At 73.4% G+C, this 25,120-nt stretch carries 24 protein-coding genes; 11 read left to right on the plus strand and 13 right to left on the minus strand.

The features are described from left to right. Positions 1-223: 223 nt before the first annotated feature. Together ACZ4W5_RS17950 and ACZ4W5_RS17955 are read left to right on the plus strand one after the other, a co-directional pair. A complete protein-coding gene (locus tag ACZ4W5_RS17950; RefSeq protein ID WP_465655392.1) occupies positions 224-2,047 on the plus strand; it encodes an RNA ligase family protein in 1,824 nt (607 codons plus the stop codon). Next, the gene (locus ACZ4W5_RS17955) at positions 2,047-5,001 is read left to right on the plus strand and encodes a poly(A) polymerase (RefSeq protein WP_465655394.1); all 2,955 of its coding nucleotides are present in this window, start codon (positions 2,047-2,049) and stop codon (positions 4,999-5,001) included. The genes ACZ4W5_RS17950 and ACZ4W5_RS17955 overlap by 1 nt, the downstream gene beginning before the upstream one ends. 105 nt (positions 5,002-5,106) lie before the next feature. Here ACZ4W5_RS17955 and ACZ4W5_RS17960 read toward each other — a convergent pair whose 3' ends face one another. Next, on the minus strand, positions 5,107-5,376 hold the full coding sequence (locus ACZ4W5_RS17960) for a hypothetical protein (protein ID WP_465655396.1): 270 nt from the start codon (positions 5,374-5,376) through the stop codon (positions 5,107-5,109). Positions 5,377-5,560: 184 nt separating this feature from the next. Continuing rightward, positions 5,561-6,298, minus strand: a complete 738-nt coding sequence (locus ACZ4W5_RS17965) for a VOC family protein (protein WP_360232570.1) — start codon at positions 6,296-6,298, stop codon at positions 5,561-5,563. A gap of 96 nt (positions 6,299-6,394) precedes the next feature. Between ACZ4W5_RS17965 and ACZ4W5_RS17970 the strand changes: the two genes are divergently transcribed. After that, complete coding sequence (locus ACZ4W5_RS17970; protein ID WP_465655398.1) at positions 6,395-7,033, plus strand: helix-turn-helix domain-containing protein; 639 nt, start codon at positions 6,395-6,397, stop codon at positions 7,031-7,033. 41 nt (positions 7,034-7,074) lie between these two features. Then, positions 7,075-8,358, plus strand: coding sequence for an MFS transporter (locus ACZ4W5_RS17975; RefSeq protein WP_465655400.1), 1,284 nt, complete (start codon positions 7,075-7,077; stop codon positions 8,356-8,358). 51 nt (positions 8,359-8,409) lie between these two features. Here the strand turns inward: ACZ4W5_RS17975 and ACZ4W5_RS17980 are convergent, their stop codons facing one another. Next, positions 8,410-9,021, minus strand: a complete 612-nt coding sequence (locus ACZ4W5_RS17980) for a DUF6368 family protein (RefSeq protein WP_465655402.1) — start codon at positions 9,019-9,021, stop codon at positions 8,410-8,412. Positions 9,022-9,188: 167 nt separating this feature from the next. Next, on the minus strand, positions 9,189-9,929 hold the full coding sequence (locus tag ACZ4W5_RS17985; protein WP_465655404.1) for a GbsR/MarR family transcriptional regulator: 741 nt from the start codon (positions 9,927-9,929) through the stop codon (positions 9,189-9,191). A gap of 263 nt (positions 9,930-10,192) precedes the next feature. Between ACZ4W5_RS17985 and ACZ4W5_RS17990 the strand changes: the two genes are divergently transcribed. Further along, on the plus strand, positions 10,193-11,266 hold the full coding sequence (locus ACZ4W5_RS17990; protein ID WP_465655406.1) for a serine hydrolase domain-containing protein: 1,074 nt from the start codon (positions 10,193-10,195) through the stop codon (positions 11,264-11,266). Positions 11,267-11,466: 200 nt separating this feature from the next. Then, positions 11,467-12,888 carry a pyridoxal phosphate-dependent decarboxylase family protein gene (locus ACZ4W5_RS17995; RefSeq protein WP_360232588.1) on the plus strand — a complete coding sequence of 474 codons (1,422 nt, stop codon included), beginning with the start codon at positions 11,467-11,469 and terminating at the stop codon, positions 12,886-12,888. Between the two features lie 100 nt (positions 12,889-12,988). On the opposite strand, the gene ACZ4W5_RS18000 is transcribed toward ACZ4W5_RS17995, so the two are convergent. Further along, complete coding sequence (locus ACZ4W5_RS18000; RefSeq protein WP_360232591.1) at positions 12,989-13,435, minus strand: hypothetical protein; 447 nt, start codon at positions 13,433-13,435, stop codon at positions 12,989-12,991. A 198-nt stretch (positions 13,436-13,633) separates the two neighbouring features. Between ACZ4W5_RS18000 and ACZ4W5_RS18005 the strand changes: the two genes are divergently transcribed. Continuing rightward, on the plus strand, positions 13,634-14,071 hold the full coding sequence (locus ACZ4W5_RS18005; RefSeq protein WP_360232594.1) for a PPOX class F420-dependent oxidoreductase: 438 nt from the start codon (positions 13,634-13,636) through the stop codon (positions 14,069-14,071). Between the two features lie 115 nt (positions 14,072-14,186). Here the strand turns inward: ACZ4W5_RS18005 and ACZ4W5_RS18010 are convergent, their stop codons facing one another. The 4 genes from ACZ4W5_RS18010 to ACZ4W5_RS18025 form a co-directional block, all read right to left on the minus strand. Next, the gene (locus tag ACZ4W5_RS18010) at positions 14,187-14,978 is read right to left on the minus strand and encodes a putative protein N(5)-glutamine methyltransferase (protein ID WP_465655409.1); all 792 of its coding nucleotides are present in this window, start codon (positions 14,976-14,978) and stop codon (positions 14,187-14,189) included. Positions 14,979-15,249: 271 nt separating this feature from the next. Next, positions 15,250-17,346, minus strand: a complete 2,097-nt coding sequence (gene ligA, locus ACZ4W5_RS18015) for an NAD-dependent DNA ligase LigA (RefSeq protein ID WP_465655411.1) — start codon at positions 17,344-17,346, stop codon at positions 15,250-15,252. Positions 17,347-17,465: 119 nt separating this feature from the next. Further along, positions 17,466-18,170 carry an Lsr2 family DNA-binding protein gene (locus tag ACZ4W5_RS18020; protein ID WP_465655412.1) on the minus strand — a complete coding sequence of 235 codons (705 nt, stop codon included), beginning with the start codon at positions 18,168-18,170 and terminating at the stop codon, positions 17,466-17,468. A gap of 178 nt (positions 18,171-18,348) precedes the next feature. After that, complete coding sequence (locus ACZ4W5_RS18025) at positions 18,349-19,053, minus strand: ScbR family autoregulator-binding transcription factor (RefSeq protein WP_465655414.1); 705 nt, start codon at positions 19,051-19,053, stop codon at positions 18,349-18,351. 384 nt (positions 19,054-19,437) lie between these two features. Between ACZ4W5_RS18025 and ACZ4W5_RS18030 the strand changes: the two genes are divergently transcribed. Together ACZ4W5_RS18030 and ACZ4W5_RS18035 are read left to right on the plus strand one after the other, a co-directional pair. Next, positions 19,438-19,905 (plus strand): ArsR/SmtB family transcription factor, encoded by a 468-nt coding sequence (locus tag ACZ4W5_RS18030; protein WP_465655415.1) that lies wholly within the window; start codon positions 19,438-19,440, stop codon positions 19,903-19,905. Continuing rightward, complete coding sequence (locus ACZ4W5_RS18035) at positions 19,902-20,393, plus strand: SRPBCC family protein (protein ID WP_465655417.1); 492 nt, start codon at positions 19,902-19,904, stop codon at positions 20,391-20,393. Before ACZ4W5_RS18030 ends, ACZ4W5_RS18035 begins: the two co-directional genes overlap by 4 nt. Positions 20,394-20,406: 13 nt before the next feature. Here ACZ4W5_RS18035 and ACZ4W5_RS18040 read toward each other — a convergent pair whose 3' ends face one another. After that, entirely contained in the window at positions 20,407-20,811 is a 405-nt protein-coding gene (locus tag ACZ4W5_RS18040) for a RidA family protein (protein ID WP_465655419.1), read from the minus strand. 241 nt (positions 20,812-21,052) lie between these two features. Here ACZ4W5_RS18040 and ACZ4W5_RS18045 point away from each other — a divergent pair, with 241 nt between their 5' ends. Then, positions 21,053-21,748: a C40 family peptidase gene (locus ACZ4W5_RS18045; protein ID WP_360232617.1), complete on the plus strand. Its 696-nt coding sequence runs from the start codon at positions 21,053-21,055 to the stop codon at positions 21,746-21,748. A 25-nt stretch (positions 21,749-21,773) separates the two neighbouring features. Here ACZ4W5_RS18045 and ACZ4W5_RS18050 read toward each other — a convergent pair whose 3' ends face one another. Next, positions 21,774-22,250, minus strand: coding sequence for a MarR family winged helix-turn-helix transcriptional regulator (locus tag ACZ4W5_RS18050; protein WP_465655421.1), 477 nt, complete (start codon positions 22,248-22,250; stop codon positions 21,774-21,776). Between the two features lie 71 nt (positions 22,251-22,321). Here ACZ4W5_RS18050 and ACZ4W5_RS18055 point away from each other — a divergent pair, with 71 nt between their 5' ends. Then, a complete protein-coding gene (locus tag ACZ4W5_RS18055) occupies positions 22,322-22,732 on the plus strand; it encodes a VOC family protein (protein WP_465655423.1) in 411 nt (136 codons plus the stop codon). 112 nt (positions 22,733-22,844) lie between these two features. Here the strand turns inward: ACZ4W5_RS18055 and thrS are convergent, their stop codons facing one another. Next, positions 22,845-24,155 carry a threonine--tRNA ligase gene (gene thrS / locus ACZ4W5_RS18060; RefSeq protein WP_465655424.1) on the minus strand — a complete coding sequence of 437 codons (1,311 nt, stop codon included), beginning with the start codon at positions 24,153-24,155 and terminating at the stop codon, positions 22,845-22,847. Between the two features lie 200 nt (positions 24,156-24,355). Then, complete coding sequence (locus ACZ4W5_RS18065; RefSeq protein WP_360232878.1) at positions 24,356-25,090, minus strand: leucine-rich repeat domain-containing protein; 735 nt, start codon at positions 25,088-25,090, stop codon at positions 24,356-24,358. Between the last annotated feature and the right edge of the window lie 30 nt (positions 25,091-25,120).

Below are 25,120 nucleotides of genomic sequence, written 5' to 3' on the forward strand. Positions count from 1 at the left end.
GGGGAAGTCTGCCGACTGGACGCCCCCCTGAGGGGGGAAACAAATCGCCGACCCCCCAACCACCCCCGACCCACCCCCCCCCCCCCCCCCCCCCCCCCCCCCCCCCCCCCCCCCCCCAGCGGCAGCCCCGTCAGAGCCCCCACCAGTGGTGTTAATCGGTGGCCCGCCCGTCCCGGCGGCTCCTACAGTTGCCGCCGGATCAAGGACGTTCAGGGAGCCCAGCATGCGTGTGCACTACCCCCGGACGCCGCATCTCCCCTGGTCACCGGGGGCTGCGGCGGACGACGTACGGACCGGGGACCTCTCCGGCCTGGCCGGGGCGGAGATCGTGGTCACCGAGAAGCTGGACGGCGAGAACACCACCCTCTACCCCGACGGCCTGCACGCCCGCTCGCTGGACTCCGCCCACCACCCCTCCCGTGCCTGGGTCAAGGGCCTGCAGAACCGGGTCGGCGCCCGCATCCCGGACGGCTGGCGGATCTGCGGCGAGAACCTGTTCGCCCGGCACTCCATCCCGTACACCGACCTGGACAGCTGGTTCTACGGCTTCTCGGTCTGGACGGACCGGGACGAGTGCCTCGACTGGGACGCCACCGTGCGCTTCCTGCGCCGCCTCGGCATCCCCACCCCCCGGGTGCTCTGGCGCGGCCGCTTCGACGAACGGGCCCTACGCACCCTGCGGCTGGACCTCGACCGCCAGGAGGGCTACGTGGTCCGGACCGTCCGGGGCTTCCCCCGGGGCGAGTTCGGCGCGCGGGTCGCCAAGTGGGTCCGACCGCAGCACGTACGGACCGACACCCACTGGATGCACGCCGCCGTGGTGGAGAACGGCCTCGGCCCCGACGCCCCGTTCTGGGACATCCGGTCCGGCCGACTGCCCGAACTCCCGCTGCTGGCCGAGGCCTTGGACCTGCCCAACCTCAACGCTGCGCCCGAACTCACCGCTGCGCCCGCACCCGGAGCCCCGGCCGCCCCCGGCACCCCGCCCGGCCCCGACCACCGGTCGGAGGAGCTGGCCGACGTCTCCGTCCGCCTCGACGAGCTCGGCCGCACCGGCGACGCCCGACTGGCCGGCGTGCTGGCCACCGCGCTGCGCTCCGCCCGCCGGGAGTCGCTCGCGCCCCGGCTCGCCGACCGCCTCGGCCTGCGCCTGGCCCGCCGGGTCGCCGACCTGGTCGGGCTGCACCCCGGCCTCCAACAGCCGTATCCGGACGCCGAACGCCGCGCCGGGCTGGTCCGACTCGCGAGCGCCGCCGACCTCGGCGTGCTGCACGCGGTGGCCGCGGCCGCCGCCCCCGGGCCCGCCGAGCGCGAGCAGGTCGCCTGGTCGGCCCTGCACGCCGAGGACGCCGGACTGCTCGACCCCGACCCGCTGGCCTGGCTGCGCACCGGCCTGCGCGAGGCCCTCGCCGACCTCGCCGCCGATGGTCCCGACGGCCCGGGCGGCCGCGACGCCGCCGACCGCTGCTGGGCGCAGGCCCGCGAGGCCTACGCGCTCGGCCGGATCAGCACCGTCGAGGAGGCGGTGGCCGCCACCTGGCGCTGGCGCGACGGCCGCTTCCCCCGGCTGGTCCACCTGAGCGGCCCGTCCGGCAGCGGAAAGAGCACCTTCGCGGCCGCCCTGCCCGGCGTCTCGGCCCGGATCAGCCTGGACGACCTGCGCGCCGCCCGCAGCTCGCGGGCCGACCAGCGCAACAACCCCGAGGTGCTGCGCACCGCGCTGGCACGGTTGGACTCCGCCCTGGCCGACCGGGCCGCCACCGTGGTCTGGGATGCCACCTCGCTCAACCGCGAGCAGCGCTCCCACGTCCACGGCACCGCCCGGCGCCGCGACGCCCTGCTCACCCAGGTGGTGCTGCTGGTCGGCGAGCAGGAGCTGCTGCGCCGCAACGCCGTACGCCCGCACCCGGTGCCGCCCGAGGTGCTCTCCGCCCAACTGCACCGCTTCAACCCGCCCTACCCCGGGCAGGCGCACCGCACGTGGTACCTAGGTCCCGGTGGCACCGTGGAGGACACGGCGGGCACGCTCGACTCCGAGGAGGACTGATGCGCCCCATCGAACAGGTCTGCCAGCGGATCCGCTGGGACTCCCGCTTCGACCCGGCCCGGTTCACCCTGGGCGTGCGCCAGCGCGACGACCGCACCGAGCGCGTCCCGCTGGAGGCCTTCCTGGCCTCTGGCGAGATCCCCTGGCACCGGGTGCACCAGGTCGAGGCCGACGGCGTCGTGGTGTGGGACCGCGCCACCGGCGTGGACGTCCTCGACACCACCGAGGCCGGCCACCGCGCCGAACCGCGCCACCTGCCCGCGCCCTTCTTCACCGCCACCACCCCGTACGCCTGGCGGCCGGACGGCGGCTGGCAGCCCCACCACACCGCAGCGGGCACCCCGGGCGGAGCCGGCACCGCCACCACCGCCACCACCTCCACCGCCGGCATCACCTCCACCACCCGCACCCTGCGCGTGGTCACCTGGAACACCCTGTGGGACCGCTACGACGCTGACCGGATCGCCACCGCCCGCCGCCGACCGCTGCTGCTCGCCGAACTGGCCGCCACCGACGCCGACGTCATCGCGCTCCAGGAGGTCGAGCCCGCCCTGGTCGTCCAGCTGCTGGCCGAGCCCTGGGTCCGCGAGCGCTACGTCCTCGGCTCCGATCCGTCCGGTCGCGACGTGCCCGAGTACGGCCTGCTGGTGCTCAGCCGTCTCCCCGTCCTGGAGGCCGGCCGGCACGCGCTGGGCTCGCACAAGGCCGTCACGGCCGTCACCGTCCGCACCGCCGACGCGCCGCTGACCGTCGCCGCCGTCCACCTCAGCAGTGACCACTCGACGGACGGCCCCGCCCGCCGCCAGGCCGAACTCGCCCGGCTGGCCGAGGGCCTGGCCGGTGTCGAGGGCGAACTGCTGCTGCTCGGCGACTTCAACGACGCCCGCTCCGGCCCGGCCGGCCCGGCCGCCGCACTCGGCCTCCGGGACGCCTGGGCCCAGGTGCACGGCCCGGGCGACGACACCCCCACCTTCGACCCGACGGTCAACCCGCTCGCCGCCGTCTCCTCCCTCACCGGCCACCCGGGCCGGATCGACCGCGTCCTGTACCGCGCCGACCGGGCCCGCGCCACCGCCGCCACCCTGCTCGGCGACCGGCCCACCGCCGACGGTCTCCACCCCTCCGACCACTACGGCGTGGCCGTCGACCTCGCCCTCGACGGTGCCGCCTCCCCGGACTCCCCCGGCGGTGCCGCCTCCCCGGACTCCCTCGACGCCGCGCCCACCGTCCGGACGGCCGTCGCCTGGCTGCCACCCGAGGAGCTGTGGCCACCCATCCAGGAGCTGCGCGCCGCGTACGACCCGCAGCTGCGCCGCTGGCCCCCGCACGTCAACCTGCTGTTCGGCTTCGTACCGGAGTCCGAGTTCGACCGCGCGCTGCCGCTGCTCGGCGCGGCCGCCGCCGAGGTGGCCCCGTTCGCCGCCCGGCTGGAGGGCGTGCACACCTTCGGCCACCGCGAGGACGCGACGATCTGGCTGGACCCGGCCGCCACTGCGGCCGAACCCTGGGCAGCGCTGCGGCACGCCCTGCAACGCCGCTTCCCCCGCTGCCGGGGCCGCGCCGAGGGTTACACCCCGCACCTGAGCCTCGGGCGCAGCGACGACCCCCAGCGGGTGGCCGCCGACTGCGCAGCCCGGTTGCGCGGGACGGACGCCCGGGTGGGCGAGCTGGTCGTGCTGTCCCGCCGGGGAGAGGAGCCGATGCGCCCGCGCGCGGTGGTCTCGCTGGGGACGGGCGAGGTACGGGTGCTGCCGGCGGAGCCGACGGTGTCGCTCCACCCCGAGTCCCCGCAACGCACCGCCGTCGCGGACGAGTTGACCCGCCGACTGGCCGCCGCGCTGCCCGAGGGGGTGGTCCACCAGGTCGGCTCGCGGCGGCTCGGCTGTCAGCTGGACGGCGGCGACCTGGACCTGGTGGCGGCGCTGCCCGGCCCGGCCGACCTGCCCGGAGTGCTGGCCCGGGTGATGGCCCAGGTGGCGGCCGCCCTGCCGCAGGCCCGTCGGCTCCGCGAGGTGCGCGGCGCCCGGGTGCCGGGGCTGCGACTGGAGGCGGACAGGCTGACCGTCGACCTCGTCGTGGTGTTCACCGGCACCCTCGACCCCGCCGAGGCGGTCGCCCGGCGCGCCGAGCTGGGCGAGGCGGCGGCCGTCGCGCTGAGCGCGGTCACCGACGCCGAGGCGATCCTCTCCGCGCTCGGCGGGCAACGGCCGCGGTTCGTCCGGCTGGCGCGGCAGGTCAAGTCCTGGGCACGGGCTCGCGGCCTGGACGGCGCGCCGTTCGGTCAACTGCCTTCGCTGGCCTGGTCGGTGCTCGCCGCGCGGACCGTCCTCGACCTGCCGGACACTCCCGAGGACGACCTGTTCCAGCGCTTCACCGAAACCTGGGCCTCCTGGGACTGGCGCCAACCCGTCGCCCTCACCGGGGAGTCCGCCGCCGCGGAAGCCACCACCGGGAAGTCCGGCTCCGAACCGGCCCGGGGTCTGCTGGGCCCGCTGGGCCCGCTGACCGTCCTCACCCCCTCCGCCCCCGTCCGCAGCTGCACCACCCAGGTCGGACCGGACACCCGGGACCAGCTCACCGAGGAGCTCTACCGCGCCTGGGAGCTCACCACCAGCGATCCCGACCCCTGGCCCGCCCTGCTCACCCCGCCCCCGCTGCACCGTCGCCACGCCGCCTGGGCCGTGGTGTCCGCCGACGAGGAGTCCGCCGGCCCCGCGCGCGGCCGCCTCCGCAGCCTCCTCACCGCCCTGGAGGAGGCCGGCGCCACCCGGCTCCACGCCTGGCCCCAGCCCTACCGGAGCCGCGACGGCCGCACCCACTTCCCGATCGGCCTCGGCCCCGCACCGCTCCCCCGCGCCGAGCTCGCCGCGGTGGCCGCGGCCTGGTCCCGCGGGCTGTCCGGCGTCCGGGTCGAGCACGTCGAGTGCGGCGCCGTCCCGACCCTCACCCGCTGACCCGGGGGCCCGGACCCCGGCGACCACGGGAACCACCGAACCCGGGAACCACCGAACCCGCCCGGCGGATGTCCGCCGGGCGGGCCCGTCAGCAGCCTCGGACGATCAACAGCTGTGCGCCGAGGCGGGGCGCGAGGCCGCGATGTACGGCTTGCCGCTGATGTGCGCGACGACCTCGGCCGGGCAGGACGCGATCCAGGCGGCGCCCGTGGCGTGGTTCTTGACCTTGGCGTCGCTGCAGTACACGTCGCGGTCGGCGGTCTTGAAGCACTGGAAGCCGGGGTAGCCGCCGCCCGCCGCCGTGGCGGTGTTGACGCCGGCGAACAGGCCGACCGCGGTGAGCAGGCCGACGGGCAGAGCGGTACGCATCCTCATGGGTTCTCCCATTGGTTCGTACGGACAGTGCGCCGATCCTGGCACTGCGGATCCGGGCCCGACAACGACGCACGGCATGTTCGCGTCAACCCAATCGCGAGTGAACCATCCACCGCCCGGCCCCGTCATCCGGCGACGCCGCACCGGTCGCCGACCCGAGCAGGACCGGCTCCCCCGCCCCGTCTCAGCGCGGACTGAGCAGGCAGAACTCGTTGCCTTCCGGGTCGACCAGGATCGTCCAGGAGATCGCGGACTGGTCGATCCCGGGGTCGGTGGCGCCCAGGGCGCGCAGCCGGGCCTCCTCCGCCGCCGGGTCGTCACCGCGGTAGGGGCTGACGTCGAGGTGGACGCGGTTCCACCCGCTCTTGGCATCGGACGTCCGGATGAACTCCAGGTAGGGGCCGACGCCCCGGGCGGAGCGCATCGACGCGAAACCGTCGGTGACCTCGTGCACCGTCCAGTCCATCGCCTCACCCCAGAACCCGGCCATTCCTCGCGGGTCGGCGCAGTCGACCACCACCGCGGCGATCGGCCCGGTGTCCCGGTACACCTCACGGGGTTCCAGGACGCAGAACTCGTTACCCTCAGGGTCGGCCATGACCGTCCAGGGGACGTCACCCTGCCCCACGTCGGCGAGCGTGGCGCCGAGGTCCGTCAGGCGCGCCACCAGCTCCGCCTGGTGGGCGGCCGAGGTGGTGGCCAGGTCGAGGTGGACCCGGTTCTTCACAGTCTTGGGCTCCTCGCTGACGACCAGGTCGATGCAGACCGCCGCCGGGTCGGGATAGGCGAAGCCCACGGGTTCGAGGTTGGTCACCCCGGGCGCCTCGTGGTCGATGCCCCAGCCGAGCGCCTCCGCCCAGAACCGGCCGAGCGCCGCATCGTCCCGGGCCTTCATGTTGATCTGCACGAGTCTCGTCGCCATGACCAAGATCCTAGAAGGCTCCGCTCCGGAAAGATCGGAAATATTCGTTGCGCAGTTTTCATTGCGCAACATTCCTTTCGGATCTACGGTGAAGGCATGCCCGAGCCGACCGAACCCCAGCAGCCACAGCACCCTCAGAAGCCACAGCAGCAACCCCCGTCCGAGTGGATCACCGACCTCTCCCGCCTCAAGGCGTTCACCAACCCACTGCGCATGCAGCTCTACCGCCTGCTCTACCTCGCCGGCACCGCCACCGCCTCCCAGCTCGGCGAACAGGTCGACCAGGCGCCATCCCTGGTCAGCTACCACCTGCGCAAACTCGCCGAGCACGGCTTCGTCACCGAGGCGGCCACGCAGAGCGGCGACGGGCGCGAGCGCTGGTGGCAGGTCTCCTCCGAGGAGGGCTGGAGCTTCCGCGAGTCGGACCTCTCCGGCACCCCCGAGGGCGCGGCCGCCGTCGGCGCCGTCAGCCGCAGCCTGGTCGACAGCCGGGCCGCCCAGTACCGCAACTACCTGGACCAGAGCTCCGCCTGGGGCTCGGAGTGGACGGACGCCGCGTTCACCGCCGAGTGGCTGCTCGACCTCACGGCCGCCGAACTCGCCGAGCTGGGCGGCGAGTTGCAGGAGCTCAACCGGCGCTGGCGGGAGCGCGGCAAGGCCGCACGCGCGGCCGGCGCCACCGAGGGGCGCGAACACGTGTCCGTCCACGTGTACGGCTTCCCGTTCCGCCCCTGACACCGCCACCCACGCCCGCCCCGACCCCTCGGAGCCCCGCCATGGCCACGCTGGAGACGACCCCTCCGATACGCCCCGCCGCCGCCCCCGGCAACGCGCCCGCCCACCGGGACCCCAACGTCCTGCGCTGGCTCACCGCCTACACCGCCTCCCTGGTGGGCGACAGCGTCTACTTCCTCGCCCTCGGCTGGTCCGCCCAACGGGCCGCCGGGCCCGCCGAGGTCGGCCTGGTGATGGCCGCGGGGGCGCTGCCCCGGGCGGTGCTGATGCTCGGCGGCGGAGTGGTCGCCGACCGGTTCGATCCCCGCCGGGTGATTCTCGGCAGCGACGCCCTGCGCTGCCTGCTCATCCTCTCGGTCGCGGCCGCCATCGCCCTGACCACGCCCGCCCTCTGGCTGCTGGTCGCGGTGGCGCTGGTGTTCGGCGCCGTGGACGCCCTGTTCGTACCCGCCGTCGGCGCCCTGCCGCCCCGGATCACCGGCCCGGACCAGCTGGCCCGGGTCACCGGACTGCGTTCGCTCGCGATGCGCCTGGGCCAGATCGCCGGCCCGCCGATCGGCGGCCTGGCCATGGGCCTCGGCGGCCCGGCGACCGCCTTCACCGTCGCGGGCACCCTGTTCGCCCTCTCACTGCCCCTCCTGCTCTCGGTCCGCATCCGCCCCCTCGACCCGTCCCCGGGCGACACCACCCCCACCAGCTCGACCGACCGCACCTCCGCCCGCGCGGACCTCGCCGACGGGCTGCGCTACATCCGCCGCCACCGCCTGCTCGGCCCGCTGGTCCTCGTCGGGGCCGTCTGCGAGCTCGGCCTGACCGGCACCCTGAACGTCGGCATGGTCCTCCTCAACGCCGAACGCGGCTGGGGCCCGTCCGGCTACGGCCTGATCGTCGCCTGCTTCGGCGCGGGCGCCACCGTCGGCGCCACCCTGCTCGCCGTCGTCGGCCGACTGCCCCGCGCCGGGCTCACCATGGCCGTCACCCTGCTGCTGGGCAGCATCGGAGCAGCCGCCATGGGCCTGGCCCCCACCCTGTGGTCCGCCGCGGTGCTCGCCGCGCTGGTCGGCCTGAACGCGGGCGTCTTCGGCACCCTGGACGGTGCCCTCGTCCAGACCACCGCCGACCCCGCCTACCTCGGCCGGGTCACCTCCGTCGTCATGCTCACCATGGTCGGCCTCGCCCCGCTCAGCTACCCCCTGGTCGGCGCCGCCATCGGCACCTGGGGCGCAGCCCCGGTCTTCCTCGCCTGCGGCACCCTCTCCTCCCTGGGCGCACTCCACGCCCTCACCTCCCGCCCCGTCCGCCAGGCCGAACTGCCCCGCCGGTAGCGCCCGGCACCACGGTTTGCCCCGTGGCCGTCAACTGGGCCCGGCCAGTGGTCACTTGACCATGCGGAACTCGGGGTGCGCGAGCCAGGCGGTCAGGAACTCGACGTCGCCGATATGGCCGTGCCAGCGGCCGCCGTCGGAGGTCGCGTACGGCAGCTGCCAGATCCGGCCCGGCAGCGTGGACACGAAGGCGCGGGCCTCGGCCAGGCCGGCCGCCTCCTCCTCCTCGGCGGAGAGCCCGGTGAAGGGCCGGCAGTAGCCGAGCAGGCCGTTGAAGTCGATCAACGCGTCGAAGCGTTCGGCCAGGAACCGCACCAGGTACCCGAGGGCCAGGTGGTTCTCCCGCCCCGAGCAGTAGGCGACCACGTACAGCGCGGTCACCGGCGGGTGGTCGAGCCCAGGGAATCCGAAGTACTCGTCGTCGTCCAGGGGTTCCGGGCCGAGCTGGAAGGGGCAGAGCGAGGAGACGTCGAGGCCGGGGAGTCCGAGCACCGCTGGGTCCCGGAGGGCGAACTCGACCGAGTCGTCCCCCTCCGCACGGATCTCGCAGAACTCGGCCAGCCAGGGCACCGCCTCGACGGCGCTGCGCCGCTCCGTCAGCCACAACCCGGCCGCCGGCCCGCCCATGTCCGTTCCCCGTTCGTCGACGTGCCCGCCCAGCATGCCTCCGGCCCGGTGCGAGCACCACTGGTTTGTCGCGGTGAACCGCCCCTGCGGGCCCGCCCTCACCAACCCCGGCCCCGGCTCCGCCCCTGACCCGCAACTCACCTTCACCGTAGGTCAGTTGACCATGCGGAACTCGGGGTGCCCAGGCCAGGCGGTGGGGCTGCTCACCGCAGATGGTCTGCGGCTCCAGAGGCCGGCCCGGCCGAGAACGCCTCTCGCCAGTGCTCGGCCGATGTGACCAGGTCCTGGCCGACATGGGTGAGGAACCGGCCCATCTCGGCGAGTCTCATACCGGCGGGTGTGGTGGCGCCGAGTGTCCGGGCGCCCTGGTGGGCGGCCTCGGCGAGCAGCGCGTTGGCGTTGGCGCTGGCGAGCATGGCCCGGAACCAGACGTCGTCGTCGATGACGTAGCGCTGGTGGCGCTTTCCTGGGTCGCGTTCGCGCCGGATGAGTTCCTGCTCCTCCAGGTAGTGCACGGCCAGGGAGATCGTTGCAGGGCTGACCTGGAGACGCTGTACCAGTTCTGCCGCGGTGCGGCTGCCGGTGTCAGCGGCGTACAGGCAACCCAGCACTCTGGCCGCCGTCTTCGGCAGTCCCGTCTGGACGAGCAGTGCGGTGAACTGTTCCTCGAAGTCGTGCACCGTCTCCTGGTCGCGTCCGTGGGCGTCGGTTTCGACCGGCGGCGTCTGTGCCGGGGCGGTTCTGCGGCGGCGGGCGCGCCGCTCGGTGGCCCGGTGTGCCTGGTCCGCCCGGTAGCCGGCGGGTCCGCCGTTGCGGTTGATCTCCCTGGTGACGGTCGAGGTCGGCCGGTCCAGGCCTCTGGCGATCTCGCCGTAGGCGAGCCCTTCGGCCAGTCCCTCCGCGATGGTCCGGCGTTCCTGGTGGCTGAGCCTGCCTCCTGGCATCGGCGTTCTCCCCGTCTCGGTCCCTCTCGGTCACGTCGCCGATCAGTGTGCGTTCATCCCCATCTCATTGCAACAAGCGAGAGGGCTCGGTGCATTCGACATCAAGACCATTGCACCAATTGCACGCTCTCCACCTGCACAAATGTGGAATCTGATCGATGTTTTGATTGACCGAATATCGAACGCACCATAGCTTTTGACGCGTACCGAAACCCGATCGCGGCGCGGCCGACACCGCCCCGCAAACCGAGAGGAACGACGTCATGAACAAGATCCAGGACGCTCTTGAGCAGGCCGTCGCCGAGGGCCTGCCCGGCATCGTTGCCGAGGTCCGCGACGGCGACCGAAGCTGGTTCGGCACCGCCGGGGTGGCCGACATCGAGACCGGGCGCGCACGCACCCGGGGCGAGCAGTTCTACATCGGCAGCCTCACCAAGGCGTTCACCGCCACCGTGGCCTTCAAGCTCGTGGACGAACACCGGCTGCGCCTGGACGACACCGTGGAACAGTGGCTGCCCGGCCTGGTCCAGGGAAACGGAAACGACGGCAGCGCCATCACCGTGAGGCACCTGCTGCACCAGACCAGCGGCCTCGTCAACTACGCCTTCGACGACCCGGACATGATGAACCGCTACATCACCACCGGGTACCTCACCCACCGCTTCGACAAGTGGACCCCCGAACAGCTCATCCAGCTCGCCATGAAGTACCCGCCCTACTTCGCGCCGGGCACCGCCTTCCGATACTCCAACGCCAACTACATGCTCCTCGGCCTGATCATCGAGCGGGCCAGCGGCCGCAGCTTCGCCGAGGAACTCTCCCGGCTGATCCTCCACCCGCTCGGCTTGACGGGCACCTACCTCCCCGGCACCGAGACGACCATCAGCGGGCCGCACCCCCGGATGTACACGAAGCTGCCGGTCGGCGACCCCGACGCCAAGGTGTACGACGTGACCGAATGGGACACGTCGCTGGGCTGGGCCGCCGGCGGCATCGTCTCCACCACCGGCGACCTCGGCCGCTTCTTCGGCGCCCTGCTCGGCGGGGAACTCTTCTCGCCCGCCCTGCAGGCCGAGATGTGGGCCACCGTCTCGACCGAAGGGTCGGGCTGGATCCCCAACACCCGGTACGGCATGGGCACCTTCGAGCAGACCCTGCCCAACGGCGTCACCGTCTTCGGCGGCGGCGGCGCACTCAACGGCTCCTGGACGTACGTGATGGGCACCCGCGACGGCAAGCACCTGGTCGTCTGCAACGTGAACGGCGACTGGGTCAACCCGCTCGCCGCCTTCTTCAAGGTACTTGAAGCGGAGTTTCCCCCCGCCGAGACCCGGTGACGCACCCGACCGCATTCAGTGCCGCTCCGCTGGGCTTTCAGCCGCCCCGGGTTGCCCCGCGACCGCCCGGGTAGTTCCGCCCCACGACCGGCCCGGCAGTTCCACACCGCGACCGCCAGGGCCACCGGCAGTGAATTGGCCCGCGACGCCCGCTCCGTCCTCCGCTAGCGTCGGCCTGGCCACCGATCAACGGAGAACCCATGCACCGCGAACTCGCCGCCGACCTCGACCAGTTGCCCGCCCTGCTGGAGGAGGCCCGGCAGCGGGCCGTCGACTTCCTCGGCGGGCTCGACGACCGGCCGGTCATCCCGAAGGAGGCCGGCCGACCGACGCCGTCGATGCCGCTGCGCGAGGACGCCGACGGACTGCGGGCGGCCCTGGCCGAGTTCGGCGAGCGCTGGGAACCACGGCTGTCGGCCGGCGCCGGGCCGCGCTACTTCGGGTTCGTGACGGGCGGGGCAACCCCGGCCGCGCTGGTGGGCGACTGGCTGACCGCCACCGCCGACCAGAACTCCAACTCCTCGCTCGACCCGGCCGGTCAGGACCTGGAGCGGGAGACCGTCGGCTGGCTGCGCGAGCTGTTCGGGCTCTCCCCCGCGCACAGCGGCACCTTCGTCAGCGGCGCCACCCAGTCCAACACCGTCGGCCTGGCGATCGCCCGCGAGTGGCTGGGCGAACGCCTCGGGGTCGACGTGGCCGAGGACGGGGTCGCCGCGCTGGGCCGGGTCCGGGTGCTGTCGGGCAGCGCGCACTCCAGCGTGGCCAAGGCGCTGTCCGTCCTGGGACTCGGCCGCACCGCGCTGACCACCGTCCCCACCCTGGCCGGCCGGGAGGCCGTGGACGTGGTCGCCCTGGAGCGGGCCCTCGCCGAGGCCGACGGCCCGTGCGTCGTGGTCGCCAACGCGGGCACCGTGAACACCGTCGACTTCGACGACCTGCAGGCGATCGCCGCCCTCCGCGAGCGGTACGGGTTCTGGCTGCACGTGGACGCCGCCTTCGGCGCCTTCGCCGCACTCTCCCCCCAGCACGCCGAGCTGGTCGCCGGGCTCGACCTCGCCGACTCGGTCTGCGTGGACCTGCACAAGTGGCTCAACGTGCCGTACGACAGCGCCGTGCAGTTCACCCGCCGCCGCGACCTCCAGGCCCGGGTCTTCCAGAACGCCGCCGCCTACCTCGGCCCGGTCGGCGACCACCCCGACCTGGTGCATCTGACCCCGGAGAACTCGCACCGCCTGCGCGCCCTGGCAGCCTGGTTCACCCTGCGCGCCTACGGTCGGGCCGGCCACCGCGAGATCGTGGAGCGCAACGTCGCCGGGGCCCGTGCGCTCGGCGCGGCGGTCGAGGCCATCGACGGCCTGCGACTGCTCGCGCCGGTCCGCCTCAACGTCGTCTGCTTCACCCTCGCCGAGGACCCCACCCCGGAGCGCCTCGCCGCCCTCGCCGCCGAGCTCTCCGCGGAGGCCTTCCTCACCCCGACCCGCTACGCCGGCCTGCCCGCCCTGCGCGCGGCGTTCAGCAACTGGCGCACCACGGAGGCGGACGTGCGACGGACGGCCGCCGCGCTCTCCACCGCGACGGCCGTGGTCATCGCGGCCGGCTCGAACGGTGTGGCCGACGCCTGAGCATCCCGACCCCGGCCAGCGCCCGTACGCCGGCCGGAGTTCGGGCGGTTCCGGCGTTCCGGCGGCTCCGGCGGCTCGGGTGGCTCCGGCGTTCAGGCACTCACGGATGCGCCCCGTCCCCGTACCCGCCCCGCGACAGGTCCGTCAGGCCGGCCATCAGCTCGGCATGGGCGAGGTTCAGGAACCGCAGCGCCCGCCACCGGGGGTTGTGGTCGGGGTGGTCGCGGAAACCGTCGGCCGTCCCGCACAGCCGTTCCCACCACAACATCACGTCCTGGCGCAGCCGTTGGGTCTCCCCGGGCACATCCATCCGGTCCGCGAGCACCACCTCGCGCCAGGCGACGAGGAGGTCGCCGAGGTGGATGCAGTCGTGGAGGGTGACGTAGGCGAGGCGCTCGGCCGCGAAGCGGGCGGTGCTGCCCTCGGGCTGGGCCTCGACCACCTCGCCGAGACGGGCGGACAGGAAGGCCTGCAACGGGGTGACGTCCTGGTGGTGCAGGTCGTCGGAGAACTCCAGCACTTCCCTGGGCCGGTAGTCGGCAGCCATCGCACGTGCTCCCTCGGTTCGGATCAGCACTCGGTGACGGATCGTCACGCAGCGTCGGCTCATGACCCTAGCCCCGGTACGGCGGCGGCGACCGGCGATTCCGCAGATCCTCATCTTTCGGGGCCAACCAGGCGCCAGCGGCACAACACGCCTGCCGGGCTTGACCTTCACACCGGTGTGAAGCCCGATGATGCTGCCATGACCGCCACCACCCGCCACCCGTACGACCCCTACGACCTCCTCGCACAGAGCCGCCTCGGCATCCTCGCCACCATCAAGGCCGACGGCCGGCCCCAGCTCTCGCCGGTGCTGCCGTACTACGACCGCGAGGCGAACGTCATCCTGATCTCCACCCGGGAGGGGCTCGCGAAGACCGCGAACCTGCGCCGGGACCCGCGGGTCAGCCTGGAGGTGACCGCGCCGGACGGACGCTCCTGGGCCACCGCCGAGGGCACCGCCACCCTCACCGGACCGGGCCTCGACCCCGACGGTCCCGAGGTCGAGGCCCTGGTCGACTACTACCGCCGGGCGGCCGGCGAACACCCCGACTGGGCGGACTACCGCGAGGTCATGGTCGCCGACAGGCGGGTGCTGCTCACGATCCCGGTCGACCACGTGTACGGCGCCCGGATCTGACCGGGCGACCGGCAACCGACCGACCGACCAATCGCCGGCCCGGCCCGGCCACCGTCACGGGGGAACGGTGGCCGGGCCGTTGACCGCAAGCGGACGACCACCCACGGACGACGGGTCAGTCCCGGGTCGCCGTGACGACCGTGGCGTCCAGCTCCTCCTCGCGGCTCACCTGCGCCGCCAGCCCCGCCGCCCGGGCCACCTCCAGCGCACCGGCCGCCTGCCGCTCGCTGGTCTCGAACAGCAGCGCCCCGCCCACCGCCAGCCACCCGGGCGCCGCCACGGCCACCCGGCGCAGCACGTCCAGTCCGTCCGCACCGCCGTCCAGCGCTGGCCGGGCCTCGTGCAGTCGCGCCTCGGGCGGCAACAGCTCGACGTCTGCGGTCGGTACGTACGGGACGTTGGCGATCAGCACCTCCACCCGCCCGCGCAGCGCCTCGGGCAGGGGCGCGAAGAGGTCGCCCTCATAGACTCGCGCGCCCGTCCCGGCCAGGTTGCGCCGGGCGCAGCGGACGGCGGCGGGGTCGAGGTCGGCGGCGTACAGCTCGACCGGGTGGTCGACCTGTGCCGCCACGGCGGCGCCGAGGGCACCGCTGCCGCAGCACAGGTCGACCACCACGGCGCCGGGGCCGGCGAGTCGGGCAGCCTCGGCGACCAGGAACTCGCTGCGTCGGCGCGGGACGAACACGCCGGGGTCGACGGCGATCCGCAGACCCGCGAACTCGGCCCAGCCAACGACGTGTTCGAGCGGTCGGCCCTGGGCACGGGCCCGGACCATGGCGGCCAGTTCGGCGGGTGAGGCGGCAGCGGTGAGCAGGATCCGGGCCTCGTCCTCGGCGAACACGCAGCCGGCGGCGCGCAGTCGGGAGACGACGGAGGAACGGAGAGCGGCGGAGGAGAAGACCGACAAAGGGACCCCTAGGGCAGGATGGGAGGAGAACGGAGGACTCCGTCAGGGCTCCCGCCAGGGCCGACGCCGCGTCGGTGCGCCCGCGCTACGCGCGCGATGCGCCCGCACGGTCGCGCTCCGGGAGCACCCGCTCGGACATACCGGTAATGGGTCTCACCTCCCTGGCTCGCGGTCGTGTTCGTCGTGTACAGCGTCGGCCACCCTACCGCACCGACCGGGCCCGCCGACCGGCCACTGAGCCGCGCGAGCGGCGGTGCGGCCAGGCTCCCGGTCAGCCGAGGAAGTCGGCGACCAGGACGGCGAACTCCTCCGGGGTGGTGACCGGCACCCCGAGCTCCTCCGCCTTGGCCCGCTTGGAGCCCGCCTTCTCGCCCGCGACCAACAGGGTGGTGCGCTTGGACACCGACGAGGAGGCCTTGCCGCCCGCCCGCTCGATCAGCTCGTTCATCGCGTTGCGAGAGAGCTCGGCCAGGACGCCGGTCATGCTCCCGGTCACCACGACGCTCTGCCCGGCCAACGGACCGGCCACCGCCGCGCCCTCGCCCGCAGCGCCTTCGCCCGCCCCGCCCTCGGCCCCAGTGCCGGGAGCGGCTGCGGCCGCGACCGCGACCAGCGGCTCGGTGACCGCCGTCCCCACCCCCTGCTCCGCCAGTCGGTCCAACAGCACTGCCACGTCGGCGAGTTCGGCGACGATCACGGCCGCCTTCTCGACCCCGATACCGTCCACGCCCGCCAGCGCCTCCGCGTCGGCGGCCCGGATCGCGGCCATGCTGCCGAAGTGCGCGGCGATCCGGCGCGACATCGTCCGCCCGGTGCCCCGGATGCCGAGGGCGCAGAACACCCGGTTCAGCGGACGGGTGCGGGCGGTCTCGATGGCGGCGAGCAGCTTGTCCGCACTGGTGTCGCCCATCCGCTCCAGCGTGAGCAGTTGTTCCTTGGTCAGGGTGAAGAGGTCGGCGAGGTCGGCGACCAGCCCGGATTCGACCAGCTGGACGGCCCGGGTGCCACCGAGGCCCTCGATGTCGAGCTGGTCGCGCCCGGCCGCGTAGATCACCGAGGCGACGGCCTGGCAGCCGCGGCCGCGCACGCAGCGCCAGCGCTGCTCCGAGCGGTCGATGGCGTCGCCGCAGCGCGGGCAGACCTCGGGGAAGGCGATCGGCTGCTCGGCGCCGGTGCGCTCGTCCACCAGCGGAGCCTCGACCCGCGGGATGACGTCACCGGCGCGGTAGACGAACACCTGGTCGCCGAGCATCAGCCCGCGCCGCTCGATGTCGGCGGGGTTGTGCAGGGTCGCGTAGGTGACGGTGACGCCGTCGATCACCACCGGCTCGAGCACCGCGCGGGGCGCGATGATCCCGGTGCGGCCGACGTTCCACTCCACGGCGAGCAGCCGGGTGACCTTGTGCTGGGCCTGGAGCTTACGGGCGACCGCCCAGCGCGGCGCGCGGGAGCCGGAGCCGGCCTCCTCCTGGTCGGCGACCGCGTCCGCCTTGACCACGACGCCGTCGATGCCGAAGGGCAGCGCGGCACGCAGCGCGGCGATCTCCTCGATCCGCTGCTCGGCCTCGGCGAGCGTGGCGCAGCGGAGGGGAGCGGCCGCGGTCGTGGCGGCGGTGTTGGCGCCGAGCTCGGCGAGGCGGGCGAGCAGCGCGACGTGGTCGAGGCCGGGCAGGCCGTGGGCGTCGTAGCCGAAGAAGGTGAGCTCGACCCGGTACGGGCGGTCCTTGGCCCGCAGGGTGCCGGCGGCGCCGCTGCGCGGGTGGGCGAAGGGGATGGCGCCGTGGGCGGTGCGCTGGGCGTTGGCCTGTTCGAACTGTTCGTGGGTGAGCAGCACCTCGCCGCGCAGTTCCAGGTCGAGCGGCTCGCTGAGCCGGGCGGGCAGGCCGAGCACGGCGTCGGCGGCGTGGGTGATGTCCTCCCCGGCCAGGCCGTCGCCCCGGGTGAGCACCTGGTGCAGCCGACCGGCCCGGTAGCGGGCGGCCACGGCGAGGCCGTCCAGCTTGGGCTCGACGCACCAGGCCGCGACCGGTCTGCCGAGCCGGCGCTCCAGCCCGGCGGCCCAGGACTCCAGCTCCTCGGCGGAGAAGACGTTGTCGAGCGAGAGCATCGGCGTGCTGTGCGGGACGTCGCCGACGACCGCGCCGCCGGCCACCTTGCCGGTGGGCGACTCGGGCAGCACCTGCTCGGGGTGCTCCCGCTCGTAGGCCTCGATCCCCCGGACCAGGGCGTCGTACTCGTCGTCCCCGAGCGGGGTGGAGCCGTCACCGTAGTACGCCGCGGCGGCCCGGACGGCGGTGGCGACGGCGTCGGCGTAGGCCTGCGCGGAGGCGGGGATGGCGGGGGTGGCCGTGGTGGCTGCGTCCTTCATACCGCCATCATGGCGAGGCGCACTGACATTCGACCCGGTCCGGCGCGGGCGGGCCCGGGCACGGCTACCCGATCGGCCGAGCGGCCCGGGTGGGCGGGCGCGGACCGGCGTCGTACCGGCTACGGCTGGTCATGTTCCTTGTAGGCGTCGCGGATGTGCGAGGGGATCCGTCCGCGGTCGTTCACGGTGATGCCGTGGGCGTGGGCCCATCGGCGTATCGCCTCACCCTCCGGGTGGGGTTCGTCGCGCCTGAGGGGCCGGGCGGGAGCACCGGGGCCACTCCAGTCCCCGGTGCTGACTCCTTCCAGCAGGTCCGCCGCCCGGTGGAAGAGCGCGGACAGCGAGGCCAGCACCCCTTCCTCCGGCAGATCCGCGTCTGCCCATGTTCCGATCGTCCCGTTGGCCGTGTCCAGGAACGTCCCGTAGAGGCCGTCGCGATCGGCGGCGATCGGCAGCCACTCCTGGCGCCAGAGCGGGTGGTCGGGGTCTTCGGACGGTTCCATCCGCTCCATGGCGAGCTGCCTGAGATAGACCCGCTGGATGTCCTCCAGGCCGAGCAGGAGGGTTCCACCGGGAACGGGCACCTCGCACCCCCGCCGCACCAGGGAACCCGGGAACTCGGGGCGCTCGTCGACATCCACGTCGTTCACCAGGAGCCATTGCCGTACCGGCGCCGGCAGCTCCAGCCCCATGCGCGCTTCGGCCCGGTCGATGGCCTCCTGGCTCCCCGGACCGCCGAGGGTGGCGAAGACCCCGGGGTCGTTCCGCTCGAGCCATGTGGTCACCCGGGCCCACGCCTCCCGAACGTCTTGTGCCTGGCTCATCGGAGTGCCCTTCGTATGCGACGGCTGTTGAACACGTATAGGAGGAACCGTAGGCATGGCCACTGACAGGAACGCTCGGCCCGGAGATCTGGGGTCCGGGTCGACACCTCCGGGTCAACCGTCATCAGCGAAAAACAGGACATACGGTCTGTCCATAAAAAACCGCACGCGCTGTTTCTTACAGCCCCGCTGCCGCCCGCACTCCGACCTCCGCCGACGACCCGTCAGCAGCGCACTCCGCCGCCCGGGCCGCCGCGACCTCGGCGACCACCTGCCCCCCGCGGTCCGGCCCCATCTGCAACGAGCCGAGCACCCCGGGCACCGCGACGCTCGGCATCAGGTGCTGGAACAGCCCGGACACCCGCAGTTCCAGGTCGGCCCGGCCGGACAGCTTCTGCGACTGGATCTGAACACCCGTCCAGGCAGCGGTGATCAGCCAGGCGGTGTCGGCCGGGACGACGTGCGGCAGCAGTTCGCCCCGTTCGCCGGCGGCGACCAGCAGCGCCTCCATCCGGCTGATCCAGCCGGGGATCGCACCGCCACCGAAGTCGTCGAGCACGTCCTGGCCGAGCGAGAGCCGGGCGCCGGCGCTGAGCAGCGGATCGCGCGGCATCAGGTGCGCCACCACCATCCCGGTGTCCACGAACTCCTGGAGTTTGCAGCTCCGTTCCGGCACGCCGTCCTGGACGAACTGCTCCTCGACGACTCCCTGCGCGAGGTCCCGCTTCGAGGCGAAATGGAAGTACACCGCACCGCGCGTCACGCCCGCCCGGGCGACCACCTCCCCGATGGTCGCGCCCTCGTAGCCGAACTCGTCGAAGACCGACGCCGCGGCCTCCAGGATCAGCCGACGCGTCCGGAGCGCCCGTTCCTGCCGTACCACCGCAACCACCCCGCCCTGAGCTCCGGAAAACAAAACCAAACACCCCGTATCTTAGCTAAGGGCACCCTTCGGGCGACAAGGCGATGCCGACGAAGCAGCCGACCCACCCTCTCTTCCCCCGCCTGACCCGACAGTTGCCGTCAACGGTCCGCCACTCCCGACTTGGCGATCAGGGGCCACACCGCTGGGAGGTCGGCCCGGAGGAACGACTGCCGCCCCCACAGCCGCCGAGAAACCGAATGAACGGTTTCTTCTGCTCCCTCCGCGGAACACACCCGCCGGAACTCCACTCCACGACTTCCGCAACCAATCGGTTGAACACGCAGGCAGGCCGGAGTAGCGTTGTCCTCAACCAATCGGTTGAGGAAGAACAGAGGTGCCACCGTGGCCGTCGACCAGCTCTCTCGGGCGTTCGTCGCCCTGGCCGATCCGACCCGGCGCGACATCGTCGCCCGGCTTTCGGTCCGGGACGCGACCGTCGGCGAGTTGGCGGAGTCCTACGCGATGTCCATGCAGGCCGTCTCCAAGCACCTCAAGGTCCTGGAGGAGGCCGGACTGGTCAGCCGCAGTCGGGACGCCCAGCGGCGGCCGTGCCACCTGGAGCCGCAGGTGTTCGACTTGATGACGAGCTGGATCGAGCGCTACCGCCGCCGGGCCGAGGCCCGCTTCGGCCGCCTGGACGCCGTCCTCGCAGCCATGGGCGACACCGCCGCCACCGACGACGCCGCCCCGGCCCCGGCCCCAGCCCCGGATCCGACCCCGGACACCGGCGCCCACTCCCGCACCGACCGCCTCACCGCACCCACCGCACCCACCGCACCCACCGCACCCACCGAAGGAGACCCGTCATGACCTCCACCACCGGCCGCGAGACCCGCATCGAGGCGGACCCCGCACTGCCCACCATCCGGATCGTCCGCGAGTTCGACGCCCCGCAGGAGCGGGTCTTCCGGGCCTGGATCGAACCCGGGCTGGTCGCGCAGTGGCTCGGCCCCGAGGACCTCGACCTCAAGATCGACGAGTGGGAGGCCCGCACCGGCGGTCACTACCGCTACTCCATGCACCGCGAGGGCCAGGAGGTCGCCGCCTTCTACGGTTCCTTCCATGAAGTCCGGCCGGCCACCCGACTCGTTCAGACCTTCACCTTCGAGGGCGTGCCGGACGGCGTCTCGCTGGACACCGCCGTCTTCGAGCCCCTCGGCGAGGGCCGCACCCGGGTCACCGTCCTGTCGGTGGTCGACAGCCTGGTGGCCCGGGACGCGATCCTGGCCAGCGGAATGGAGCGCGGCGTGACCGAGGGCTACCGGAAGCTGGACGCCCTGCTCGCCGCCGCCTCCTGAGCGCCCGGGTCCGTCATGGCAGCACGGCCACCGCCTCCACCTCCACCAGTTGGTCCGTGTAGCCGAGCACCGAGACGCCGAGCAGCGTGCTGGGGGCGTCATGCTCCCCCAGGTACTCCCGGTACACGTTCCACACCTTCACCAAGTCCGCCTGGTCGCCGGAGGCCACGTACACGGTGGTCCGCGCGATGTCCGTGAGCCCCGCGCCCGCGTCCTCCAGCACGGTTATCAGATTGCGCATCACCTGGTGGGCCTGGCCCTCGTAGTCGCCGACCGCGACCGTACGGCCCTCCTCGTCCAACGGGCAGGCCCCGGCGAGCCAGAGCGAGCGGACCGGGGCGTCCACCACCGCCGCATAGGCGTAGTCGACGGCCTGGGTCAGCCGGGTGTTGCGGACCAGCTTGACCGCGCTGTTCATGGGGCCCTCCGAGGGGATCGCGACCGAACGTTCGCGCTCATCGTTGGCCTCGCACGAACGGACGTCAAACCGATTTAGGGCGAGATCCCGTCCGTACCAAGGCCCGTGTGCCCACGATTCACCGTTGCGGGTGATGGCGGACAACCCCCTCGGGCCCCGATCCTGGTGCCGACCCACGCCGGCGCCACGATCGACCACCATCGGCCGCGACCGGCCACGCCCCGCCAGGAGGAGTCGACCGATGGAGTCCCAACCCCCCGACCGCGACCGGGCTTCCGGTGTCGGACGCCGCCGCGTGCTCGGCCTCGCCCTCGGCGCCGGCCTCACCCCGGCCCTCGCCGCCGCGTCCCAACCCGCCCACGCCGCACCGCCGTCCGACCCCCACCCCGCTCCCGCCCACCCCGCTCCCGCCGATCCCACTCCCACTGACCCCACGCCCACCGACCCCGTTGCCGCCGACCCCGCCGCCACCCTCGGCCGGCGGGTCGTCACGGTGGCCGAGGCCCAGCTCGGCCTTCCGTACGCCTGGGGCGGCGGCGACCGGCTGGGCCCGAGCCTCGGCTTCTGCGACGGGGAGAACGGCTACCTGAACGGCGTGTGCCTGGGCGAGAGCACGGTCGGCTTCGACTGCAGCGGGCTGTCCCTGTACTGCTGGTACCGCGCCAGCCAGGGCACCGTCGAGCTCGCGCACTACACCGTGGCCCAGTTCAACCGCAGCGCCCCGGTCGAACGTGACGCGCTGGCCCCCGGCGACCTGCTCTTCTTCTCCCGCCCCGACGCCCCGCTGCACCACGTCGGCATCTACACCGGCGACGGCGCGATGATCCACGCCGAGCGGACCGGCACCCTGATCGCCCGGGTCGAGCACGTGCTCGACGTCCCGCGCTGGGCAGGCGAGTTCGCCGGCGCCCGCCGCCCCGGGGTGCTGCCCGGCTGAGAAACGCCCCAGCTCGTCCGGCGGATCACGCGGGGGCGCGCCACTCCGGCGACCCGTGCTCCACGCGCAGCAGCAGTTCGTGCAGCACCCGGCGCTCCGTCGGGTCGAGCGGGGCCAGCACCTCGTCCTGCACCGCCCGCGCCCGCGCCTCCAGTTCGGCGAGCAGTGCCCGCCCCTCGGCGGTGACCGACACCGAGACCCGCCGGCGGTCCGCCTGGTCCCGGCTGCGCTCGACGTACCCGGCCGCGCCGAGCTGGTCGGCGACCTTGGCGAGGTCGCTCGGGTCGATGCCCAGCCGCCGGACCAGGTCGCGCTGCACCTGCGGCCCGAAGTCGACGAGGGCTGCCAACACAGCCATGTCCCAGAGCCGCAGGCCGCGTTCGGCCAGTTGCCCGGCGAGCTCCGCCCGCGCGGCGCGGCCGATCCGGGCGAGCAGGAAGGTGCTGAGGCCCAGCAGTGTCGGCGGCAGCGCGTCGGGCGGGGCGGGGTTCTCGGAGGCCATGGCGAGATTCTAGGGGCGATCCCTATAGTGGGTGGAGACCCACTGATTCAGATCCCGTCTGGAGCCCGACCGTGGACGCCCTCTACCCCCGCCTGCTCGTCACCCGCTTCGCCGAGACCTTCGGCTTCTACCGCGCCGTCCTCCCCGCCCTCACCGGCGCCACCCTGGTCAAGGGCGCACCCGAGGGCCCGTACGCCAACTGGGAAGTCGACGAGCAGGCCGTCCTGTCGCTCTACGACCGCGCCGCGATGTCCGCCACGCTGGGCACCACCGGACTGCCCGCCCGCCCGGCCACCCCCACCCAGGACACCACGATGCTGGTCTTCCGGGTCGACGACGTGGACGAGGCGCTCGCCCTCTGCCTCCAGCACGGCGGAGTCCTCGCCGTCCCGGCCACCGACCGGCCCGAGTGGGGCCCCGACCTGCGCAGCGCCCACCTGCGGGACCCCGAGGGCCACTTGATCGAGCTCCAGTCCTACTGACCGCCGGGGGCCGCGAGTCCCCCGGCGGTCAGCGGTGGCACGGCCGCTCAGCGGTGGCCGGTCGCTCGGCGATGACCGGTCGCTGGGCGGTGGAAGACCTGCAGCCCCCGGTTCACCCGGCCGGCGCGTCCCGCCACAGCTCGGCGCTGCAGTCCGCCACCAGCGCGCCGATCCGCGCCCAGGCCTGCTCGGCCGCCATCGGCTCCAGCCGGCGGCCGTCCCGCAGCCGCAGCGCGACCCGGCCGTCCGCGGCCTCCCTGGCACCGATCACCGCCTGGTAGGGCACCAACCGCGCCTCCCGGATCCGGGCGCCCAGGCTGCCGTGCTCCGGTCCGGCGACCTCGGCCCGCAGCCCGAGGTCAAGGCAGCGCTGCCGCAGCCGCTCGGCCTGCGGCAGCTCGGCTTCGGAGATCGGCAGCAGCACCACCTGGGCCGGCGCCAGCCAGGCCGGGAACGCGCCGCCGTACAGCTCGATCAGGTGGGCGACCACCCGTTCGACGCTGCCGATCACACTGCGGTGCACCATCACCGGGCGGTGCTTGGCGCCGTCCGCGCCGATGTAGTGCAGGTTGAAGCGCTCGGGCTGGTGGAAGTCGATCTGGACGGTGGAGAGGGTGAACTCGCGCCCGGCACCGTCGGCGATCTGCACGTCGATCTTGGGCCCGTAGAACGCGGCCTCGCCCTCCGCCGCCTCGAACGGCACCCCGGAGCGCTCCAGCACGTCGGTCAGCAGCGCGGTGGCCCGCCGCCACAGCTGCGGGTCGGCCACGTACTTGCCGCCCTCGCCGGGCAGCGACAGCCGGTAGCGGACCGGCACGATGCCGAGCGCCCGGTGCGCCTCGCGGATCAGCTCCAGGGCGGCGACGGCCTCGTCGGCGGCCTGCTCCGGGGTGCAGAAGACGTGCGCGTCGTTCAGCTGGATCGCCCGGACCCTGGTCAGGCCGCCGAGCACACCGGACAGCTCGGAGCGGTACATGCCGCCCAACTCGGCCATCCGCAGCGGGAGCTCGCGGTAGCTGTGCGGGCGGGAGCGGAAGATCAGCGCGTGGTGCGGACACAGGCTCGGGCGCAGCACCATCTCCTCCGAGCCGAGTTGCATGGGCGGGAACATGTCCTCGCGGTAGTGGTCCCAGTGGCCGGAGATCTCGTACAGCTCGCGCTTGCCGAGCACCGGCGAGTAGACGTGGCGGTAGCCGGCCCGGCGCTCGCGGCCGCGGATGAACTCCTCCAGGGTGTGCCGGATCGCGGCGCCGTCGGGCAGCCAGTACGGCAGGCCGGAGCCCATCAGCGGGTCGGTGTCGAAGAGGTCGAGCTCGCGGCCGAGCTTGCGGTGGTCGTGCGCGGGGCGGTCGTTCGCAGGGCGGTCGTTCGCAGGGCGGTCGTTCGCAGGGTGGTCGTTCGCGGGAGCGAGGCGGTCGTTCATCGGGGTGGTCTCCACTCGGGTTGTGCGGGCGAGTGGGACCGGGAACGACGAAGCCCCGGGGCACTCGCCCCGGGGCTTCGGACTTGGTCAGCAGTCAGCGCGCCGGGACTCTCTCCGGCGTCGTCGTGGCGAGTGCAGCGCGCTTCATGCCCTCCACGGTAGCAGCACCCGGACGTTCGTGTTGATCTTTATGGGAGAGCTCACATCAGCAGGGCGCAGCCGCGCTCGGCGAGCGCCTCCCGCACGCGCTCCGTCACCTGGACGTCGTTCCACCGCAGGTCGAGCTTCTCCAACGCGGGCAGCGCGGCCGGGTCGGCCAGCCAGTCGGGCAGTGCGGTGATCCCGTTGCTGCGCAGGTCGATCCGGCGCAGCCGCGGCAGTCCGGCCAGGACGGCGGGCAGCTCGGCGAGGGCGTTCTCCCGCAGTTCCAGCTCGCGCAGTTCGGAGAGCAGTCCGAAGGAGGCCGGGAGGGCGGTCAACTCGTTGCCGCGCAGCCAGAGTTCGCGCAGCTCGCCGAGGGCGCCGATGGACTCCGGCAGGGCGGTGAGCCGGTTGTGCTGGGCGCGCAGTTCGACCAGCTCGGTCATCTTGCCGACAGCGAACGGGAGTTCGGTGAGCTTGTTCTCGCCGACGTTGAGGTAGCGGAGTTCGGTGAGCTTCCCGATGTCGTCCGGCAGGACGGTCAGCTGGTTGTCGTGCAGGTAGAGGAAGTCCCGGAGCCAGGTGAGCCGGGTCAGTTCGGCGGGCACCTCGGTGAACAGGTTGTGGCCGAGGTCGAGGGTGCGCAGCCGCATCAACCGGCTGATGCCGGGCGGGAGTTCGGAGAGCGCGCCTTCGGCGAGGATGAGCACGGTCAGGTCGTTGCGGTCCCACACCGCGCTGAGCACCTCGGCGGCCACCGGGCCGAGCGGCTGCCGCCAGAGGTTGAGCGTCATGTCTGTCACGTCTGCCATTGTCCGCCTCCG

The sequence above is a fragment of the Kitasatospora sp. NPDC029367 genome, assembly GCF_055569135.1.

Bases quoted from the DNA above. Each gene is read 5' to 3' on its own strand.
- ACZ4W5_RS17970 (WP_465655398.1), top strand. From the start codon at position 6,395: ATGCCCGAGCCGACCGAACCCCAGCAGCCACAGCACCCTCAGAAGCCA.
- ACZ4W5_RS17995 (WP_360232588.1), top strand. From the start codon at position 11,467: ATGCACCGCGAACTCGCCGCCGACCTCGACCAGTTGCCCGCCCTGCTG.
- ACZ4W5_RS18065 (WP_360232878.1), bottom strand. From the start codon at position 25,090: ATGACGCTCAACCTCTGGCGGCAGCCGCTCGGCCCGGTGGCCGCCGAG.
- ACZ4W5_RS18000 (WP_360232591.1), bottom strand. From the start codon at position 13,435: ATGGCTGCCGACTACCGGCCCAGGGAAGTGCTGGAGTTCTCCGACGAC.
- ACZ4W5_RS17955 (WP_465655394.1), top strand. From the start codon at position 2,047: ATGCGCCCCATCGAACAGGTCTGCCAGCGGATCCGCTGGGACTCCCGC.
- ACZ4W5_RS18020 (WP_465655412.1), bottom strand. From the start codon at position 18,170: ATGAGCCAGGCACAAGACGTTCGGGAGGCGTGGGCCCGGGTGACCACA.
- ACZ4W5_RS17960 (WP_465655396.1), bottom strand. From the start codon at position 5,376: ATGAGGATGCGTACCGCTCTGCCCGTCGGCCTGCTCACCGCGGTCGGC.
- thrS (WP_465655424.1), bottom strand. From the start codon at position 24,155: ATGAACGACCGCCTCGCTCCCGCGAACGACCACCCTGCGAACGACCGC.
- ACZ4W5_RS17990 (WP_465655406.1), top strand. From the start codon at position 10,193: ATGAACAAGATCCAGGACGCTCTTGAGCAGGCCGTCGCCGAGGGCCTG.
- ACZ4W5_RS18035 (WP_465655417.1), top strand. From the start codon at position 19,902: ATGACCTCCACCACCGGCCGCGAGACCCGCATCGAGGCGGACCCCGCA.
- ACZ4W5_RS18050 (WP_465655421.1), bottom strand. From the start codon at position 22,250: ATGGCCTCCGAGAACCCCGCCCCGCCCGACGCGCTGCCGCCGACACTG.
- ACZ4W5_RS18045 (WP_360232617.1), top strand. From the start codon at position 21,053: ATGGAGTCCCAACCCCCCGACCGCGACCGGGCTTCCGGTGTCGGACGC.
- ACZ4W5_RS17950 (WP_465655392.1), top strand. From the start codon at position 224: ATGCGTGTGCACTACCCCCGGACGCCGCATCTCCCCTGGTCACCGGGG.
- ACZ4W5_RS18005 (WP_360232594.1), top strand. From the start codon at position 13,634: ATGACCGCCACCACCCGCCACCCGTACGACCCCTACGACCTCCTCGCA.
- ACZ4W5_RS18040 (WP_465655419.1), bottom strand. From the start codon at position 20,811: ATGAACAGCGCGGTCAAGCTGGTCCGCAACACCCGGCTGACCCAGGCC.
- ACZ4W5_RS17965 (WP_360232570.1), bottom strand. From the start codon at position 6,298: ATGGCGACGAGACTCGTGCAGATCAACATGAAGGCCCGGGACGATGCG.
- ACZ4W5_RS17980 (WP_465655402.1), bottom strand. From the start codon at position 9,021: ATGCTGGGCGGGCACGTCGACGAACGGGGAACGGACATGGGCGGGCCG.
- ACZ4W5_RS17985 (WP_465655404.1), bottom strand. From the start codon at position 9,929: ATGCCAGGAGGCAGGCTCAGCCACCAGGAACGCCGGACCATCGCGGAG.
- ACZ4W5_RS17975 (WP_465655400.1), top strand. From the start codon at position 7,075: ATGGCCACGCTGGAGACGACCCCTCCGATACGCCCCGCCGCCGCCCCC.
- ligA (WP_465655411.1), bottom strand. From the start codon at position 17,346: ATGAAGGACGCAGCCACCACGGCCACCCCCGCCATCCCCGCCTCCGCG.